This window comes from Streptomyces avidinii (assembly GCF_014650695.1).
In the GTDB taxonomy this organism is placed as follows: domain Bacteria; phylum Actinomycetota; class Actinomycetes; order Streptomycetales; family Streptomycetaceae; genus Streptomyces; species Streptomyces avidinii.
Genome location: NZ_BMVL01000002.1, coordinates 135,676 through 153,927, shown reverse-complemented (window position 1 = coordinate 153,927; position 18,252 = coordinate 135,676). Strand labels below are relative to the sequence as shown.

At 73.0% G+C, this 18,252-nt stretch carries 12 protein-coding genes; 8 read left to right on the top strand and 4 right to left on the bottom strand.

Annotation, left to right across the window (positions count from 1 at the left end):
• The first annotated feature begins 63 nt into the window (after positions 1 to 63).
• Positions 64 to 489, top strand: a complete 426-nt coding sequence (locus IE257_RS04800) for a secondary thiamine-phosphate synthase enzyme YjbQ (protein ID WP_189965048.1) — start codon at positions 64 to 66, stop codon at positions 487 to 489.
• Positions 490 to 643: 154 nt separating this feature from the next.
• Complete coding sequence (locus IE257_RS04795; protein WP_189965046.1) at positions 644 to 985, top strand: avidin-fold protein; 342 nt, start codon at positions 644 to 646, stop codon at positions 983 to 985.
• A gap of 70 nt (positions 986 to 1,055) precedes the next feature.
• On the opposite strand, the gene IE257_RS04790 is transcribed toward IE257_RS04795, so the two are convergent.
• Both IE257_RS04790 and katG read right to left on the bottom strand, forming a co-directional pair.
• Positions 1,056 to 1,214: a hypothetical protein gene (locus IE257_RS04790; RefSeq protein ID WP_189965044.1), complete on the bottom strand. Its 159-nt coding sequence runs from the start codon at positions 1,212 to 1,214 to the stop codon at positions 1,056 to 1,058.
• Between the two features lie 184 nt (positions 1,215 to 1,398).
• Positions 1,399 to 3,630, bottom strand: a complete 2,232-nt coding sequence (gene katG / locus IE257_RS04785; protein ID WP_189965042.1) for a catalase/peroxidase HPI — start codon at positions 3,628 to 3,630, stop codon at positions 1,399 to 1,401.
• 422 nt (positions 3,631 to 4,052) lie between these two features.
• Between katG and IE257_RS04780 the strand changes: the two genes are divergently transcribed.
• Positions 4,053 to 4,463, top strand: a complete 411-nt coding sequence (locus tag IE257_RS04780) for a Fur family transcriptional regulator (protein ID WP_189965040.1) — start codon at positions 4,053 to 4,055, stop codon at positions 4,461 to 4,463.
• A 24-nt stretch (positions 4,464 to 4,487) separates the two neighbouring features.
• Here IE257_RS04780 and IE257_RS04775 read toward each other — a convergent pair whose 3' ends face one another.
• Entirely contained in the window at positions 4,488 to 4,871 is a 384-nt protein-coding gene (locus IE257_RS04775; RefSeq protein ID WP_189965038.1) for a hypothetical protein, read from the bottom strand.
• A gap of 260 nt (positions 4,872 to 5,131) precedes the next feature.
• Between IE257_RS04775 and IE257_RS04770 the strand changes: the two genes are divergently transcribed.
• From IE257_RS04770 to IE257_RS04760, 3 genes are all read left to right on the top strand, one after another.
• The gene (locus tag IE257_RS04770; RefSeq protein WP_189965035.1) at positions 5,132 to 9,043 is read left to right on the top strand and encodes a Pls/PosA family non-ribosomal peptide synthetase; all 3,912 of its coding nucleotides are present in this window, start codon (positions 5,132 to 5,134) and stop codon (positions 9,041 to 9,043) included.
• Positions 9,044 to 9,139: 96 nt separating this feature from the next.
• The gene (locus IE257_RS04765; RefSeq protein WP_189965033.1) at positions 9,140 to 10,552 is read left to right on the top strand and encodes a M1 family metallopeptidase; all 1,413 of its coding nucleotides are present in this window, start codon (positions 9,140 to 9,142) and stop codon (positions 10,550 to 10,552) included.
• A gap of 149 nt (positions 10,553 to 10,701) precedes the next feature.
• Complete coding sequence (locus tag IE257_RS04760; RefSeq protein WP_189965031.1) at positions 10,702 to 11,652, top strand: SDR family NAD(P)-dependent oxidoreductase; 951 nt, start codon at positions 10,702 to 10,704, stop codon at positions 11,650 to 11,652.
• Between the two features lie 8 nt (positions 11,653 to 11,660).
• Here IE257_RS04760 and IE257_RS04755 read toward each other — a convergent pair whose 3' ends face one another.
• Positions 11,661 to 13,526 (bottom strand): serine/threonine-protein kinase, encoded by a 1,866-nt coding sequence (locus tag IE257_RS04755; RefSeq protein ID WP_189965029.1) that lies wholly within the window; start codon positions 13,524 to 13,526, stop codon positions 11,661 to 11,663.
• A 182-nt stretch (positions 13,527 to 13,708) separates the two neighbouring features.
• On the opposite strand from IE257_RS04755, the gene IE257_RS04750 reads away from it, so the two are divergent.
• On the top strand, positions 13,709 to 14,032 hold the full coding sequence (locus IE257_RS04750) for a trypco2 family protein (protein ID WP_189965027.1): 324 nt from the start codon (positions 13,709 to 13,711) through the stop codon (positions 14,030 to 14,032).
• Positions 14,033 to 14,042: 10 nt separating this feature from the next.
• Entirely contained in the window at positions 14,043 to 18,077 is a 4,035-nt protein-coding gene (locus IE257_RS04745) for a trypsin-like peptidase domain-containing protein (protein ID WP_189965025.1), read from the top strand.
• The last annotated feature ends 175 nt before the right edge of the window (positions 18,078 to 18,252 follow it).

Below are 18,252 nucleotides of genomic sequence, written 5' to 3'. Positions count from 1 at the left end.
CCGCTCGGCCGACACCGGTCGGGGTTGCGTGTTCCCGAGGGGCCCGGGCGCGAGGATGCAGGCATGGCCGACTTCTTTGCTTCACGAACGATCGACGTGACGACCGGGGACCGGGAGACCGTCCATGACCTGACCGATGCCTGCGCCGCCTTCCTCCGGGAGGTGGCGCAGGGCCGGAGCGGACTGCTGAACATCTTCACACCGCACGCGACCGCCGGACTCGCCGTCATCGAGACGGGAGCGGGCAGCGACGACGACCTGCTGAAGGCCCTGGAGTCCCTCCTGCCGGCCGATGACCGCTGGCGGCACCGGCACGGATCCCCCGGCCACGGGCGGGACCACGTACTGCCCGCGATCGTCCCGCCCCACGCGACGCTGCCGGTGCTCGACGGGATGCTGGAGCTCGGAACCTGGCAGTCCGTCACCCTCGTGGACACCAACCGGGACAACCCGCGGCGCCAGATCCGGCTGTCCTTCCTCGGTTGCTGACGGTCGCGTTGCACGAGTACGTACGTCAGGACTTCGCCCACGGACCCGAGACCTCACCGGCCCTGCGGGCCGGGACGGCCCCGGTCGCGTCCGGCCGGACGCGACCCGTCTAGGGTGGTGGGCCGGATCGCCTTCCCCCCCTGAGGAGTTATCGGTGGCGCGCTCGCTCGACGGCCTCGTCTTCGCCCCCGTGGCCGACCAGGCACCCGGCCAGGTCGGCCGGCAGACCCGGTTCGACTACCACGAGCAGGACGGCCGGATCTGGGCCGAGTACTGGGGCGGGGACGTGGCCAGGGGCTGTCTCGTCGGCACCAGGGACGCCGACACGATCGACTTCCGCTACGTCCAGCTCCGCCTCGACGGAACGACCGCGTCCGGGCACTGCACCTCGGTCCTGACGGAACTGGCCGACGGCCGCCTCCGCCTGGAGGAGACATGGACGTGGGAGTCGCAGGAGGGCAGCGGCACCAGCGTGGTCGAGCAGCTGCCGGGCTGAAGGGCGCGGCTCCTTCGGGAGCCGTGCCCGTTCGGGTGCCCGTTCGGGTGCCCGTCCGGGCACTACGGGATCACACCGCGAGTCTGGCGGTCGAGCCGGCCGGGAGCGTGATCGTATGCGTCGGAGCCGGGGCGGCGAGGGCGCCCGTGGGGAGCAGTGCCCCTCCTGCCGCCAGCGAGGTCGAGGCGGCGAGCAGGGCGAAGCGCAGGGTGCGGGAGGTGGGGGACATGGGAACCTCCAGGTCGAAGGGATGGGATGCGGGTCACCGGTTGCGTGTGAGCGCCCACACCCCGAGTAAGCCTCCGGAGGTCGAACCGTGTCATGCCGCTGAATGTCGTGACTTGACGCCTTCCTGCAGCCCTGTTAGCCGCCCGGGCCGGCCGGTGCGGGCCGGCCCGGACGTCACGGCACCGTCAGGCGAGGTCGAACCGGTCCAGGTTCATCACCTTGTGCCACGCGGCGACGAAGTCCTTCACGAACTTCTCCTTCGCGTCGTCGCTCGCGTAGACCTCCGCGAGCGCGCGCAGCTCCGAGTTCGAGCCGAAGACGAGATCGGCCCGCGTCCCGGTCCACTTGACCCGGCCCGTGGCGGAGTCGCGGCCCTCGAACGCGTTCGCGTCCTCGGACGTGGCCGTCCACGTCGTGCCCAGGTCGAGCAGGTTGACGAAGAAGTCGTTGGTCAGGGACCCGGGGGTCGCGGTGAGGACGCCCAGGGGCGTCTGCTGGTGATTCGCGCCCAGCACGCGCAGGCCACCGACCAGGACCGTCATCTCGGGGGCGCTCAGGGTCAGCAGGTTCGCCCGGTCGAGCAGGAGGTACTCGGCGGGCAGTCGGTTGCCCTTCCCGAGGTAGTTGCGGAATCCGTCGGCGGCCGGCTCCAGCGCGGCGAACGACTCCACGTCCGTCTGTTCCTGCGTCGCGTCCGCGCGGCCCGGAGTGAAGGGGACCTGGACGGCGAATCCGGCGTCCTCGGCGGCCTGTTCGACGGCGGCCGCACCGGCCAGCACGATCAGGTCCGCGAGCGAGATCCGCTTGTCGCCGCTCTGGGCGGAGTTGAAGGACTCCTGGATCCCGGTCAGGGTACGCAGTACCCCTGCCAGCTGGTCGGGCTCGTTGACCTCCCACCCGCTCTGCGGCTGGAGGCGGATGCGCCCGCCGTTGGCACCGCCGCGCTTGTCGCTGCCGCGGAAGGACGAGGCCGAGGCCCACGCGACGGAGACGAGCTGGGACACCGACAGGTCGGAGGCGAGGACCTGGCGCTTGAGGGCGGCGACGTCACCGGTGTCGACGAGCGCATGCGTCACCGCGGGGAGCGGGTCCTGCCACAGCAGCGTCTCGGCCGGGACCTCCGGGCCGAGGTAGCGCACGATCGGGCCCATGTCGCGGTGGGTCAGCTTGAACCAGGCGCGTGCGAAGGCGTCGGCGAACTCGGCGGGGTTCTCGAGGAAGCGCCGGGAGATCTGCTCGTACGCCGGGTCGAACCTCAGGGAGAGGTCGGTCGTGAGCATCGTCGGGGCGTGGGTCTTCGACCCGTCGTGGGCGTCGGGCACGGTACCCGCCCCGGCGCCGCCCTTCGGCCGCCACTGGTGCGCTCCGGCGGGGCTCTTGAACAGCTCCCACTCGTAGCCGAACAGGATCTCGAAGAAGGTGTTGTCCCACGCGATCGGGGTGTTGGTCCAGATGCCCTCAAGACCACTGGTGATCGCATCGCCACCCTTGCCGGTCCCGAAGGAGTTGCTCCAGCCCAGACCCTGCGCCTCCAGCGGGGCGGCCTCGGGGTCGGGTCCGACGCTCTCCGCCGGGCCCGCGCCGTGGGTCTTGCCGAAGGTGTGGCCGCCCGCGATCAGAGCCACCGTCTCCTCGTCGTTCATCGCCATCCGGCGGAACGTCTCCCGGATGTCGCGCGCCGCGGCGATCGGGTCGGGAGTGCCGTTCGGGCCCTCCGGGTTGACGTAGATGAGGCCCATCTGGACCGCGCCGAGGGGGTTCTCCAGCTCACGGTCGCCGGTGTAGCGCTCGTCGTCGAGCCAGGTGGTCTCGGGGCCCCAGTAGACGTCCTCGTCGGGCTCCCAGACGTCCGGTCGGCCGCCGCCGAACCCGAAGGTCTCGAAGCCCATGGTCTCCAGGGCCACGTTCCCGGTGAGGATCATGAGGTCGGCCCACGAGAGGCTCTTGCCGTACTTCTTCTTCACCGGCCACAGCAGGCGACGGGCCTTGTCGAGGTTGCCGTTGTCCGGCCAGCTGTTGAGCGGGGCGAAGCGCTGCTGACCGGCTCCGGCGCCGCCGCGGCCGTCGCTGATCCGGTACGTGCCCGCGCTGTGCCAGGCCATCCGGATCATGAACGGGCCGTAGTGGCCGAAGTCGGCGGGCCACCAGTCCTGGGAGGTGGTCAGCACCTCCGCTATGTCCCGCTTCACGGCGGGAAGGTCGAGGGTCTTGAACGCCGCGGCGTAGTCGAACTCCTCGCCGAGGGGATTGGCCACGGCGGGGTTCTTGGCGAGGATCTTCAGATTGAGCCGTTCCGGCCACCACTGGCGGTTTCCGCCACCCTGGGTCGGGTGCGGGGCCCGCCCGTGGGCCACAGGACAGCCCTCCCCACCCTCCGACTTGGAGTCGGTGACGATTGCATCATGGTTCTCGGACATGGGAATCCTTCCGTACCAGGCGGATCACGGTGTTCAGGAACTGAATGCGAACTAAAGCAACTGAATACGACTGAATACGACTGAATGCGATGGAACGGCCGGGGCGCGGGGCCCCGAGTGCACTTGCTCGGCCTCGTCGATCGCCACGGCGCCGAGGGGTCACCGCCCCGGACGGCTGTGAACAGGGGGACGCCGGCGGCCGGTACGCGCGTGTCTGCACCGCGCAGCTCGCGGGCGGTGCTCCGTCACGTCTTCGTCACCTGCCGCCCTGGGGTCTCCCTGTCTCTTGGCTATCTACGAATCCGATCCTACGATGGACAGAATCCAAGTCAAGAAGGACACCAGATCCACATGTGATCGGATTCCGGATGTCCCTCGACACACTTCGGGGCACCCCGTCGAACCTGAATAGGTGGGCCGATATGAGTGACCTGCTGGGGCGTTTGCGCGGGCGTGGCTGGCGGATGACGTCCCAGCGGAGGGTGGTCGCGGAGGTCCTCGACGGCGACCACGTGCACCTCACGGCGGACGAGGTCCATGCCCGCGCCGCCCAGCGGCTGCCGGAGATCTCCCGGGCGACCGTCTACAACGCCCTGGGCGAACTGGTCGCCCTCGGCGAGGTCGCGGAGGTCACCACCGACGGCCGGGCCAAGCGCTACGACCCCAACGCGCACCACCCGCACCAGCACTTGGTGTGCTCCGCCTGCGGGGCCATCCGCGACGTCCACCCGACCGGCGACCCACTGGCGGGCCTCCCGGCGGAGGAGCGCTTCGGCTTCACGGTGTCCGCGGTCGAGGTCACCTACCGCGGCCTGTGCCCGAACTGCGCGTAGCCGCGGGCACCCGCACCGCGCGTTCTATCCCTCGGCCTGTTCCTCGGACTGTTCCTCGTCCGGCCACTCCATCGGTCGGGCGCCGAGCCAGTTCCTCTCGAACTCGTCCTGGCTGATTTCCATGCCCACGAGTTCGGGGTCGAAGAGGTCCACGACGGGCGGGTTGAAGGGCCAGTCGTCGGGTCCGCTGCGCACCCCCGCGCCGTCCGGAGTCAGCTCGACCTGGCGCGTGCGCCGGCCGTCCGACTCGACTTCCATCAGGTAGAGCGTCTGATCCTCGTCGTTCCCGTAGTCCCAGCGCCGCCGCAGCCACACGATCTCCCGGTCGGCGAGCGCGCCGAAGCCGTCCAGGCCGCGCTGGGCCTCCCGCTTGGCGCAGTACGAGGAAACGCGTTGTCGGCGCAACATGATCGCTCATATCGACGGACGATATGCGACCGGCCGCTCACGCTCCGCCCTGCCCCCGGTTGCCGCACCGGTCGCCCCGGGCAGCCCCGCGATCCGCTGGCTGACCACCGTCTCTTCCCGGCCACGCGCGAGGCTTCAACAAGAAAACCCTTGATGGCGCACTAGACTGGTGGGTTGTTTGGCGCCGATCCGGAACAACCTGGGCAGACCCGGGCTCCGCCGGCGACCCGGACATTGCCGGGAACGAGACGTGAGGGCCGATGGCAGTCACACCTGAGTGCAGTGAACTCACTCTGCTCGACGACGGGGAGACGCCGGAGGAGTCCGGCAAGTCCGCCCGCTTCATTGCCGGGCCGGCCGCCCCCACCCGCACCCTCGTCGACATCTTCGAGGCCACCGTACGGGCGTACCCCGACGAGCTCGCCCTCGACGACGGAACCACCCGACTGACCTATCGGGCGCTGGCCATCGAGGTCGAGCGCCGGCGCCGGGCCCTCGCGGCCGCCGGAGTGGGGCTCGGCGACCGGGTCGGCGTCCGCGTGCCGTCCGGGACCAACGAGCTGTACGTGGCCATCCTGGCCGTGCTCGCCGCCGGCGCCGCCTACGTACCGGTCGACGCCGAGGACCCCGACGAACGTGCCGACCTGGTCTTCGGAGAGGCCGGGGTCCGCGCGGTACTCGGCGGCGGACAGCGCATCCTCACGGGCCGGGCCGCCGAGCCCGGCGCCCGCGCCGCCGCCTCGCGCCCCGGCCCCGAGCACGACGCGTGGATCATCTTCACCTCCGGCTCCACCGGCAAGCCCAAGGGCGTCGCCGTCAGCCACCGCAGCGCCGCGGCCTTCGTGGACGCCGAGGCCGCGCTGTTCCTCCCCGAGGAGCCGATCGGCCCCGGCGACCGCGTCATGGCCGGACTGTCCGTCGCCTTCGACGCCTCCTGCGAGGAGATGTGGCTGGCCTGGCGCTACGGCGCCTGCCTCGTGCCCGTACCCCGCTCCCAGGTGCGCAGCGGCGCCGACCTGGGCCCCTGGCTCGTGGACCAGGAGATCACCGTGGTCTCCACCGTGCCGACCCTGGCGGCGCTCTGGGAGCCCGAGGCGCTCAACGAGGTCCGGCTCCTGATCTTCGGCGGCGAGGCCTGCCCCCCGGAGCTCACCCAGCGCCTGGTCACCGAAGGCCGCGAGGTCTGGAACACGTACGGCCCCACCGAGGCCACCGTCGTCGCCTGCGCCGCCCTGCTGACCGGACAGGAGCCGATCAGGATCGGCCTCCCGCTGAACGGCTGGGAACTGGCCGTCGTCGACGAGTCCGGGGAACCGGTGCCCATGGGCGGCAGCGGACAGCTCGTGATCGGCGGAGTGGGCCTGGCCCGCTACCTCGACCCCGACAAGGACGCCGAGAAGTACGCCCCGCTCGAATCCCTCGGCTGGCAGCGCGCCTACCGCAGCGGCGACCTCGTACGCGCCGAACCCGAAGGCCTGATCTTCCTCGGTCGCGCCGACGAGCAGATCAAGCTCGGCGGCCGCCGGATCGAGCTGGGCGAGGTCGACGCGGCGCTGCAGGCCCTGCCCGGCGTCGCGGGCGCGGCCGCCGCCGTACGCACCGCACGCAGCGGCAACCAGCTGCTCGTCGGCTACCTCGTCACCCAGGACGGCTGGGACCACGCGGCGGCGGTGACCCGGCTGCGCGCCGAGCTGCCCGCCGCCCTCGTCCCCCTGCTCGCACCCGTCGCCGAGCTGCCCACCCGCACCTCCGGCAAGGTCGACCGGGACGCGCTGCCCTGGCCGCTGCCCGACCTGGAGACCTCCGGCCCCACGGAACAGCTCTACGGCACCGAGGCCTGGCTCGCCGAGCAGTGGACCGAGACCCTCGGGGTGACCGTCAGCGGCGCCGCCGACGACTTCTTCGCGATCGGCGGCGGCAGCCTCGCCGCCGCCCGGCTCACCACCCGGCTGCGGACCCGCTACCCGAGCGCCGCAGTCCTCGACATCTACCAGCAGCCCACCCTGCGCAAGCTGGCCCGGCACCTGGAGAAGTCCGCCCACGACGACGGAACGGCGCGGACCGTCACCCCCGTCCCGCTGCGATCCCAGCTGGTCCAGTCCCTCCTGCTGCTCCCGCTCTTCACCCTGGTCGGCCTGCGCTGGACGGTCGCCGTGCTGGCCCTGGGCAACGTGCTGCACCGGTTCGGGCCCTACCCGTGGGCGCCGACCGCCTCCTGGTGGCTCGTCGCCGCCGGTGCACTGCTGCTGTACAGCCCGCCCGGCCGGCTCGCGATCGCGGCAGGCGGAGCCCGCCTCCTGATGCGCGGCGTGAAGGCCGGACGCCACCCGCGCGGCGGAAGCGTGCACCTGCGGCTGTGGACGGCCGAGCGACTGGCCGAGTGCGTCGGCGCCACGTCCCTCACCGGTTCCTGGCTGGAGCGCTACGGGCGGGCTCTCGGTGCCAAGATCGGCCCCGAGGTCGACCTGCACTCCCTGCCCCCGGTCACCGGCATGCTGAAACTCGGCCGCGGCTGCGCCGTGGAGTCCGAGGTGGACCTCTGCGGCCACTGGCTGGACGGGGACCACCTGGAGATCGGCGCGATCAAGGTCGGTGCGGGCGCGGCGGTCGGCACCCGCAGCATCCTCTTCCCCGGCGCGCGGGTCGGCAAGCGTGCCGAGGTGGCCCCCGGCTCGGCCGTGGTCGGGCAGATCCCCACCGGCCAGCGCTGGGCCGGCGCACCCGCCGGCAAGCTCGGCAAGGCCAAGCACAACTGGCCCAAGGAGCGCCCGCAGCGCGGGCTTCCCTGGCGGGCCGCGTACGGGGCGGCCGGCTTCTGCCTCACGGCCCTGCCCGTACTCGCCGCCCTGCCCGCCCTCCTCGTGGTGAGCCTCTTCGTGCCCGCCGACGCCGGACTCGCCGGAGCGCTGCGCGGAGCCCTCCTCGCCGTGGTGCCGGGGGCGCTCGCCTTCGGATGCGCGTACGCGGCCCTGCTGCTGGTCGCCGTACGCCTGCTCAGCCTCGGGCTGCGGACGGGAACCCACCCGACGCACAGCAGGGTCGGCTGGCAGGCCTGGACGGTCACCCAGCTGATGGACCTCTCCCGCGAGACGCTCTTCCCGCTGTACGCCGGACTGATCACACCGGTGTGGCTGCGGCTGCTCGGAATGAAGATCGGCCGGGGCGCCGAAGTGTCCACCGTGCTCGCGCTGCCGAGCCTGACCACCGTCGGTGAGGGCGCCTTCCTCGCAGACGACACCCTGACCGCCCCCTACGAGCTGGGCGGCGGCTGGGTCCGGATCGGGCACTCCGAGATCGGCCGCCGGGCCTTCCTCGGGAATTCGGGCATGACCGCCCCGGGCCGCACCGTGCCGGACGACGGGCTGGTGGGCGTCCTGTCCGCCACTCCCAAGAAGGCCAAGAAGGGCAGCTCCTACCTGGGCCTCCCGCCCGTCAAGCTGCCCCGGTCCACCGCGGACGCCGACCAGAGCCGGACCTACGAGCCGCCCGCACGGCTGCTGTGGGCGCGCGGGCTGGTGGAGCTGTGCCGGCTCGTCCCGGTGTTCTGCTCGGCCGCCCTGGCCGTGCTGACGGTGGCGGCGCTCTGCGCGCTCACCACGCGGAGCGGACCGGGCGTCTGGGGCGCCGCGCTGCTCTCCGGAGCGGTCCTGCTGGCTGCGGGACTGGCCGCCTGCTCGGTCGCGGTGTGCGCCAAATGGCTGCTGGTCGGCCGGCACCGGACGGGGGAGCACCCGCTGTGGAGCGGTTTCGTGTGGCGCAACGAGCTGGCCGACACCTTCGTCGAGGTCCTCGCCGTGCCGTGGCTGGCCGGATCGGTGCCCGGTACACCGGTGCTGGCCCTGTGGCTGCGGGGACTCGGGGGCCGGATCGGCCGCGGCGTGTGGTGCGAGAGCTACTGGCTGCCCGAGACGGACCTGGTCGTCCTGGGCGACGGGGTCAGCGTGAACCGTGGCTGTGTGTTGCAGACGCACCTCTTCCACGACCGGATCTTGAGGACGGATATTGTGGTGCTCCATGAGGGCGCCACCCTGGGCCCGGGCGGAATCGTCCTGCCCGGGAGCACGGTGGGGGCCCGCAGTACCTTGGGCCCCGCCTCACTCGTGATGGCCGGGGAATCCGTCCCCGCCGACACCCGCTGGCTGGGCAACCCGATCGAGGCGTGGCGGTCCTGACCGGGCCGTCCGCGCCACGGCCGGCACCGGCGGGAGCACCGGCACACCGGTACACCAGCACGTCGTACGAGCACAGCGCAGGGAGCGGAAGCGGCAGTGAGCGGCCAGAGAACAGCGCCATCGGACCCGTACTTCCCCGCGAACGGCGACTCCCGTTACCGAGTGCACCGGTACGAGATCGCTCTGGAGTACCGTCCCGGCCCCAACCGGCTCGCCGGGACGGCCCGGATCAGCGCGATCGCCGGGCGGGCGCCGCTCGCCGAGTTCCACCTGAACCTGGCCGAGTTCAAAATAGGCCGGATCCTGGTGAACGGGCGCGCCCCGCACTACACCCACCGCGCCGGCAAACTGCGGATCCGCCCGGCCAAGCCGCTCCCCGGCGGCTCCGCCTTCACCGTGGAGGTGCACTGGGCGGGCAACCCCAAGCCCGTGCGCAGCCCGTGGGGCGGCCTCGGCTGGGAGGAGCTGACCGACGGGGCGCTGGTCGCCAGCCAGCCCGTCGGCGCGCCGTCCTGGTACCCGTGCAACGACCGGCCCGCAGACAAGGCCTCGTACCAGATCTCGGTCAACACGCCGTCCGCGTACACGGTCGTGGCCGGTGGCCGGCTGCTCACCCGCACGACGAAGGCCAGCACCACGACCTGGGTCTACGAGCAGGCCGCGCCGACCTCCAGCTACCTGGTCGGCCTGTCCATCGGCATGTACCAGACGGTGCTCCTCGGTGACCCCGGGCTCGGCGGAATCCCGCAGAGTGCCCACGTACCGGCCCACCTGCTGCCGCGGTTCTCCCGTGACTTCGCCCGGCAGCCGGCCATGATGGGGCTGTTCGAGGAGCTCTTCGGGCCCTACCCCTTCAGCGAGTACGCGGTGGTCGTCGCCGACGAGGAGCTGGACGTCCCCGTGGAGGCGCAGGGCCTGTCCACCTTCGGGGCCAACCACGTGGACGGCGTCCGGGGTTCGGAACGGCTCATCGCCCACGAACTCGCGCACCAGTGGTTCGGCAACAGCGTGACCATCGCCGACTGGCGGCACATCTGGCTGAACGAGGGCTTCGCGAAGTACGCCGAATGGCTCTGGTCGGAGCGCTCCGGCGGCCGCACCGCGCAGGAGCTCGCGGCCAACGCGCACCGGCTGCTGGCCTCGCAGCCGCAGGACCTGCGACTGGCCGACCCCGGCCGCAAGCTGATGTTCGACGACCGCCTCTACCAGCGCGGGGGGCTCGCGGTGCACGCGATCCGCTGCGCGCTGGGCGAGAGCGCGTTCTTCCGCATGCTGCGCGACTGGCCCACGGTCCACCGCCACGCGGTCGTGTCCACCACCGGCTTCACCCACCACGTGGCCCGGTACGCGGCCGAGCCGCTGGACGACCTGTTCACGGCCTGGCTGTACGAGCCGGCGCTCCCGCCGCTGCCGGTACCGTCACCGGGGACGGGCCCGTCGATACCGGCGAGGCCCGGATACCCGCCGACGAACGGTGGGCCCAAGGGCAGGGGCAAGACCTCGGCGTAGGCGGGACCGAGCGGCGGCGAGCGGCCAGGTGTTCCGCTCCCTTTCCACTGTCGGTGATCCGTAGGCGATCTGTCGGTGGCCGCTGGAACCGTGGGCGGTGCCGGCGGAGCAGTCGCAGCCGCCTTCACCAGCACAAGGGAGCCGCCGCCATGTCCTCCGCATCCTTCACCCCGCCTTGGAATGTCCAACGGCTGCCGCGTGCCGATGGCCGCGTTTTCCTGGTGACCGGCGGCAACGCCGGCATCGGGTACTTCGTCGCGGAGCAATTGTCGGGGACCGGAGCCACCGTCGTACTCGGCTGCCGGAATCCCGCCAGGGCCGAGGCCGCCACGGCCTCGATCCGCGCGCGCGTGGCCGGTGCGCGGGTGCGGGCCGTACGGCTGGACCTCGCCGACCTCTCCTCGCTCGAAACAGCGGTGGAATCAATGGACGTGGACCGCCTCGACGCGGTGGTCCACAATGCCGGCGTCGCGCTCGACGACCCGCCGCGCAGAGAGACCGGGGACGGTCACGAGCTCATGTTCGGCACGAACCACCTCGGGCACTTCGCCCTGACCCGGTGGTTGATGCCGCTGCTGTCGGCCGCGCCGGCGGCACGCGTGGTGACCATGGGCAGCTTCGCGGCGAAGTCGGAGCGGATCGAGCTGAACGACCTGCAGTCCCGGACGGACTACCGGCCCAAGCGCACCTACGGACGCTCCAAGTTGGCGCAGATGTACTTCGGCATCGAACTCGACCGCCGCCTGCGCGCCGCCGGCCGTACGGTGACGAGCGTGGTGGTCCACCCCGGCGGCGCGCTGGACTCCCTCACCCCGTCACGGCCGCCGGTCCACACGCGAACCACCGGCGCCCGGCTGAGCGCGGCCCCTGCGGCCCTCCTCCTCCAGGGCAAGCACGCCGGCGCATGGCCCGCGGTCCGAGCAGTGCTCGACCCGGCCGTGGCCGGAGGCCAGCTGTGGGGACCACGGGTCTTCGGCCTGAGCGGCGAGCCCCGGCAGGAACCGATCTGGAGCCACCTCGCCGACGCCTCCGTCGCAGCGCCGTTGTGGGAGGCAAGTCGTGACCTGACCGGCGCCGATCCAGGCGCCCTCCCCGGATGAGAGACGGCCTAACTCTGCCGCGTCCAGCGCTGTGACGCTTCCCCGCCGCAGGACTTGGTGACCAGGCCGCTGCTCATGCCCAGGTCGAGGCAGCCCCCGTTGTAGTCGTTGCGGAGGCTGCCGCCCGACCCGGTGCGCCACAGACGGGCGGTGTCCTGGGCACAGTCGCCGACGAAGACCGCCTGGCCGAGCATGTTGGCGTACAGGCAGCTGCCGCTCTGCTGGTTGACGAGCTTGAAGCTGCCGTCCGGCCTGCCCTGCACCGTCCACCGGGCGGTCGCGTCCGCGCAGTCGCCGATGTCCGAGGAACCGAAGACCTGCGTGATGCACTTGCTGTTGTTGCCGTTGCGGAAGCGGAAGGTGCCGGACGCGGGAGGCGCGGGGGGTACCGGGGCGGTGGGGGCCGTGGACGTCCCGCCGCCGGAGGGACGCGTGCTGCCGGTGCCACCCGCGTTCGCGGGGCTGCCGGCGCCACCGCCGTTGCCCGAGCCCGGCTGCGCCCCGGCGCCGGGGCCCGTGCCGGAGCCGGGGCCGGTTCCGCCCGCGCCTCCGGCGGCCGCGGCCGGGGGGCCGCCCGTACCGCCCTGCGCCGGGTCCTGGGCGGGCGGCTGCACGGGTGACGCCGTACCCGAGGGGCTGCCGCCCGCTGCCGCCGCCGTCGGGTCGACCGGCGCGGTGACCTGGGTGGACGGGGTGCTGCCGGACCCGGCCTGCGGCGTCGAGGTGTACGGGAGGTGCTGGATGGCGAGGGTCGTCCCGCCCGCGACCACGACGACGGGCACGACGGCGAGGAGCACGCGGGTCCGGCGCCGGCGCTCGGTCCGCTCCGGCCGGACCGTGGCCGGCGGAGCGAGGTCGACGGGCCCCGGGGCCGGGCCGGGTGCCGGGGTCGGCTCCGCGTCGGGCTCCGATTCCGTCTTCTCCCCGGTGAGCGGGACCGTCGGTACGTCGACCTCCTGCACGTTCGCGGCGAAGGCGGCCCGGGCGGCCAGCCGCTCGGTGACGGCCTCCGGCCACAGCGGGTCGGGGAACGGACCCCGCTCCAGGGCGCGTTCGAGGAGTTCAGCGGCGGCGGGCCGGCCCTCCGGGTCCTTGTCGAGGCAGGCCGCGACCAGGTCGGCGAGGTCCGGCTCCAGCTCCCGCAACGGCTCCAGGTCGGGCTCCTCGTGGACGATGCGGTACAGCACGCCGTGCCCCGACTCGTCGCCGAACGGCGGCTGACCGCACGCCGCGTAGGCGAGTACCGAGCCCAGTGCGAACACATCGGTGGCGCCGCTCAACCGCCGCCGCCCCGAAGCCTGTTCGGGTGCCATGTAGGCGGGCGTGCCCACGACCATGCCGGTCCGAGTCAGCTGGCTCTGCTCGGCGGCCCGGGCCACGCCGAAGTCGATGAGGGTGAGGCCGTCGAGGGTCAGCATCACGTTGGACGGCTTGAGGTCCCGGTGCACCATGTCCAGCGCGTGCACCGCCGCCAGCCCCGCCGCGGCCTCCCGCAGCAGCAGCCACAGCGCGTGTGCGGGGAGCGGGCCGCCGTGCAGAGCGATGGCCTCCCGCAGGGTGAGTCCGGGAATGTATGCGGTGGCCAACCACGGGGGAGCGGCGGTGCGGTCGCTGTCCAGCAGCGGCGCGGTGGCGTCGGCGGGCAGCCGGGCGAGGTTGTCCAGCTCGTGTCCGAAGCGGCGCAGGAAGTCCTGGTCCTCGCCGACGACGGAGGACAGTAATTGTTTGACGGCGACGTACCGGCCCTCGCGGATCCCGAGGTACACCCGCCCCATGCCTCCGGCGCCGAGCCGGCCCGCCAGCGGAATCGACCCGATCCGGCGCGGATCCCCCGCCTCCAGCGGCTCGGCTCCGCTCCCCGTCAGCTCCAACACGTCAGCCAGCCCCGCTCGAATTAGAAACAGTTTCCAGAAATCTAGCCCGATGATCCCGCGACGGCAACGCGGGTGCCCGAAGGCCGAGTTGATCCTGGTTTCGGCCCGGCGGAGCCCCGCCTTCGCTACCGTGGAAACCATGCGCCGCCCGCCGCGGGCGCGCTGGGCGTAAGGGGGAATCGATGGCACGTTCCGGGGAGATCGGCCTGGCGGACGCGGTCGCCGCGATACGCGAGGAACTGCAGGCCGCGACCGCCAACGGGGCAGGTGAAGAACTCCAGTTCACCGTGGGACCCGTGGAGCTGGAGTTCACGGTGGTGCTGCGCACCGACGCCACGGTGAAGTCCGGGTTCCGGGCCTGGGTCGTGTCCGCGGACGCAGAGGCGGGCCTCGGGCGGGAACGCACCCAGCGCATCGCCCTGACCCTCACTCCCCGTCTGGCCGACGGCCGGGACGTCTCCGTCCACGGCGCCTGGGAGCGGCCCACCGCCCCCGGTACCCCCTGACCGGGCCCGCATGATCCGCTCCCGTCTGGTCGGCGTCATCGGCGCCGGCGGGCCCGGCACGGGGTGTCTCGTCGGGCCGGGCCTGGTGCTCACCTCCGCCCATGTCGTCGCCGGGCAGGGCGCCCGGGTCCGGCTGTTCCGGCCCCTGCACGGCGACGACCGCACCGGCGAGGTGGTGTGGTGCGGTACGCCGCAGGGCACGGACGACGCTGCCCTGGTGCGCGTCACCGGGCCCGGCTGGTCCGGCGCGGACGCCGGGCCGGTGCGCTGGGGCTGCTTCGTCACCGACCGGCCGAAGCAGCGGGTCGAGGTCTGGGGCCTGCCGAACGTGGTCCAGCGCCGCGGCCGGGAGATCGAGGTGTACCAACTGACGTGCGAGGTCAACCCCGGCAGCGGATCCGTCAACGGCCGTCACTACTGCGGCGTCACCCAGCACCCGCCCACCTGGACCGACCGCAAGGGCTCGCCCTGGGGCGGTCTCTCGGGCGGCCCCGTCTTCTGCGGGGAGCTGCTGGTCGGGGTGGTCGCCGAGGACGCCGCGGACTTCGCACACGGCGCCGTTCTGGCGGTGCCCGCCGCCGAACTGCACCGTGACCCGGGCTTTTGCGACGCGCTGAAGGCGGCCGGTGCGTACGCCCCGCCGGAGGGCGCCGAGCTCGGCGCCCTGGCCGACCTCGATCGGCGGCCGTCGAACGCACCACCGGCCTCCCCGGCGGGGCTGCTGCGTCCCGAACAGAGTGTCGTGCCGTTCTACGGGCGCAGCGACCTCCTCGCCCGGCTCCGGCAGTGGTGCGCCGCCGAAGGGTTCGGCGGTCTGCTGCTCCACGGTGCGGGCGGCCAGGGGAAGACCCGGCTGGCGGGACGCCTCGCCGCGGACCTGGCGGGGACGCCGGTGGGGGGCGCGGACGGGAGGCCCGTCCCGTGGCAGGTGTGGTGGCCCGACCCCCATGCGGAACCCCGGGACCTCGCGGTCGTCCGGGAGGTGGCCGCACCGCTGCTGGTCGTGCTGGACTACGCCGAGACCCGCCCGGCACAGGCGGAAGCGCTGCTGCGCGCCGCCGCGCGGCATCCGCGGGAACACCGCCTCAAGCTCCTGCTCCTCGCCCGGGCCGACGGGGACTGGTGGACGGCACTGCGCTCCTGTTCGAGCCGTTCCGAGGAACTCCTCGCCGAGGAGGACAAGATCGCCCTGGAGGAGCTCCAGACCGGGCCCGCCGACCGGCGCAGCGCATACCGGCACGCTCTGACGGCGCTCGCCACCGCCCTGGCCGCGCCGGGTGGACGGAGCGCGCACACGGCTTCGGCCCCGCCGGACTGGGCCGCCCTCGCGGGGTCCCTGCCGACACCCCCACTGGACCAGGACGGCCACGGCAACGCCCTCACCCTGCACATGACGGCCCTCGTCGATCTGCTGGACGCCGCTGCCGCCGCGTACGGGCCCGGAGAGCCGCAGGTGCCGCGGGAGTCGGGGGAGTCGGGGGAGTCGCGGCGCAACGACGTGGAACGGGTCGAGGACCGGCTGCTCGCCCACGAGGACGGCTATTGGCGGGGCAGCGCGCGGACCCGGCCGGACCTGCACGGCCATCTGAGCCGGCGCACGCTGGAGGAAGCGCTCGCGGCATCGTTCCTGGTCGGCAGGGTGAACCGGGAGCAGGCCGATGCCGTTCTGCGGCGGCTGCCCTCCCTGGACGGCGAGAGCGGCGGTCGTCGGGCCAGTGTGCGCACCTGGATCTCCGAGCTCTACCCGCCCACCACGGGCGCCGCGTGGGGCAGCCTGCAGCCCGACCGGCTCACGGAGCGGTTCGTCGGCCGACGGCTGAGCGACGAGCCATCCCTCGCCCACCACCTGGCCGCGAGCGCCGCACCCGCACAGGCCGCGCACCTGCTCGACCTCTACGCCAGGGCGGCAGCCCACCCCGTCTTCCGCGGAGGGCTCGACGCCCCGCTGCGGGACCTGTGCCTCGCCCACCCGGATGTGCTGGCCCCGCACGCCGTCGCCCTCGCCACGCGCACCGCCGCCCCGGGACCGTTGCTGTCGGCCCTCGACACCATCGTCAAGGCCCCGGACCTGTCCCCGGACGTGCTCCGGCGGCTTGCCGCCGTCCTGCCGCCCTACAGCGAGCGGCTGGCCTCATGGGCCGTCCTCCTCGCCCGGCGCGTCGTCGCCCACGACCGGGCCCGCCCACCGCACGACCCCGCGCGCCTGCCCTACCTGGCGGAGCACCTGCGCCAGCTGGCCCTGCGTCTCGACGACGCGGGCGAACGGGATCAGGGACTGGAGGCCGCCTTCGAGGCCGTCGACATCTGGGAGAGGCTGGAGGCGGCCCAGCCGGGGCAGTGGCTGCCCCGGGTCGCGGTCGGGCTGGCCACCCTCAGCGGGCAGCTGGCCGACCACGGCCTGGGCGACGAGTCCCTGGGCGCGATTTCGAGGTCCGTCGCGCTGCGGCGCCGCCTCGTGGCGCTGGACCGGGAGACACACCTGCGGGATCTCGCGAGCGGACTGCTCAACCTCGCCGTACGGCTGGACGACCTGGGCCGCCTGCCCGAATCCCTCGAAGCGAGCCGCGAAACGGCCGACCTGTACGCAGAGCTGTACGAACTGCGGGGAGCCGAGCACCTGGCCGCCCACGCCCACGCCCTCCACACCCTCGCGATCGCACTGCGTCGCACGGGACACGTGGAGGAGGCGCACCAGAAGATCACGGAGGCGGTACGGCTGCGGCGGGAACTGGCGGCCGACTCGCCCGACACCCACCTGCGTGACCTGGGCATGAGTCTGACGACCCTGGCCAATGTGCAGGAGCAGCTGGAGCACCTGGAGGCCGCGGTGGCCTCGGCCGGGGAAGCCGTGGACGTGAGCCGGGCCCTCGTACGCGGGCGCCCCGGGAGCCACCGGAGCTCCCTCGTCGCGGCCCTGCTCGGTCTCGGCAACAGGCTGCACGCGCTGGGCCGCCACGCCGAGGCGCTGACGGTGAGCGAGGAGGCGGCCGAGGTCGCTCGCGCCGCCGCGGCCGAGCGCCCGGAGACGGGCCGGATCATGCTCGCCCACACCCTGAAGAACCTGAGCGCCGATCTCGCCAAGGCCGAGCAGCACGACAGAGCCCTGGACGCCGTCGTCGAGGCCGTCGGTGCCGTCCGGGAGGCGGCGCGCACGAACCCCGGGGCGGCGCGCGCCGAACTCCCGAGCGTGCTGAGGCAATGGCTGAGGCTTCTCGTGACGGCCGGCCGCACCGCAGAGGCGCAGGCGCCGTCCGGCGAGGCCGTGGCCCTGCTGACCACGCTGGCCGATGCGGAACCGGACCGCCACCTGCCCGACCTCGCCGCGGCTCTCCTGGAGCACAGCGAGGTGCTCAGGGTCCTGGACCGGACCGAGGAGTCGCTGGACGCGGCCGAGTCCGCCGTGGGCGTGCTGCGACGCCTCGGCACGGTTCCCGACGGGCTCGACCCGCTGCGTACCGCCCTCCTGATCGACCGGTACGCCATGCAGCGCTTCGCCCAGGGGCGAGGGGGCGGCGCACTGCGCGGGGTGGACACTGCCCTCCGGGTCCACCGGGCGGCCGCCGCCCCCATCCCGACGCTGACCGCCGCCATCCTGCACCACCGTGCCGTCATCCTGTCCCTGCTCCAACGCGGTGACGAGGCCGACCGCGCCCTCGCCGAGGCGATCGGGATCCGGCGCACCCTCGTGAGGGAGGACCCCGGCCGGCACGTACCGGACCTGCTCGACGCGCTGGGGACGCGCGTCTGGATCCTGGCCGAGCTCGGGCGCACGGCCGAGGCGACGTCCGTCCTCGCCGAAGCCCTGGAGGTGGTGCGCGGTCCGCTGCGGGCCCTGCCCGGCGGACCGGCCGACTCCTGGGTCATGCCCCTCTTCCGCATCGCCGTGGCCGGTGCCCAGCTGGGCGAGGCCGGCGCCTACCGCGAGCGGGCCGCCGAGGCCACGGCCCGGCTGGACAGCTGCCTGCGGAGCCCGGGCTCCGGCTCCGACCTGGCGCGTGCGATCGCACTGCTGACCCGGCTCGGACCACCCGCCGGACCCCGCTGACCGCAGCCGTCGGGCGGCCCGGGCGTGCGGTCGGTGAGCGGGAATGCGCAAGGGGTGAGAATCGTGACAACTATTACATTCATCCCAAAATCGAGCGCCCAGCAGGGATGATTTTCCCCGTAATTGTCGTATATGGCTGCCGTTGCGGCCCGCGTCGCCCGGGAGACCGGCCGGC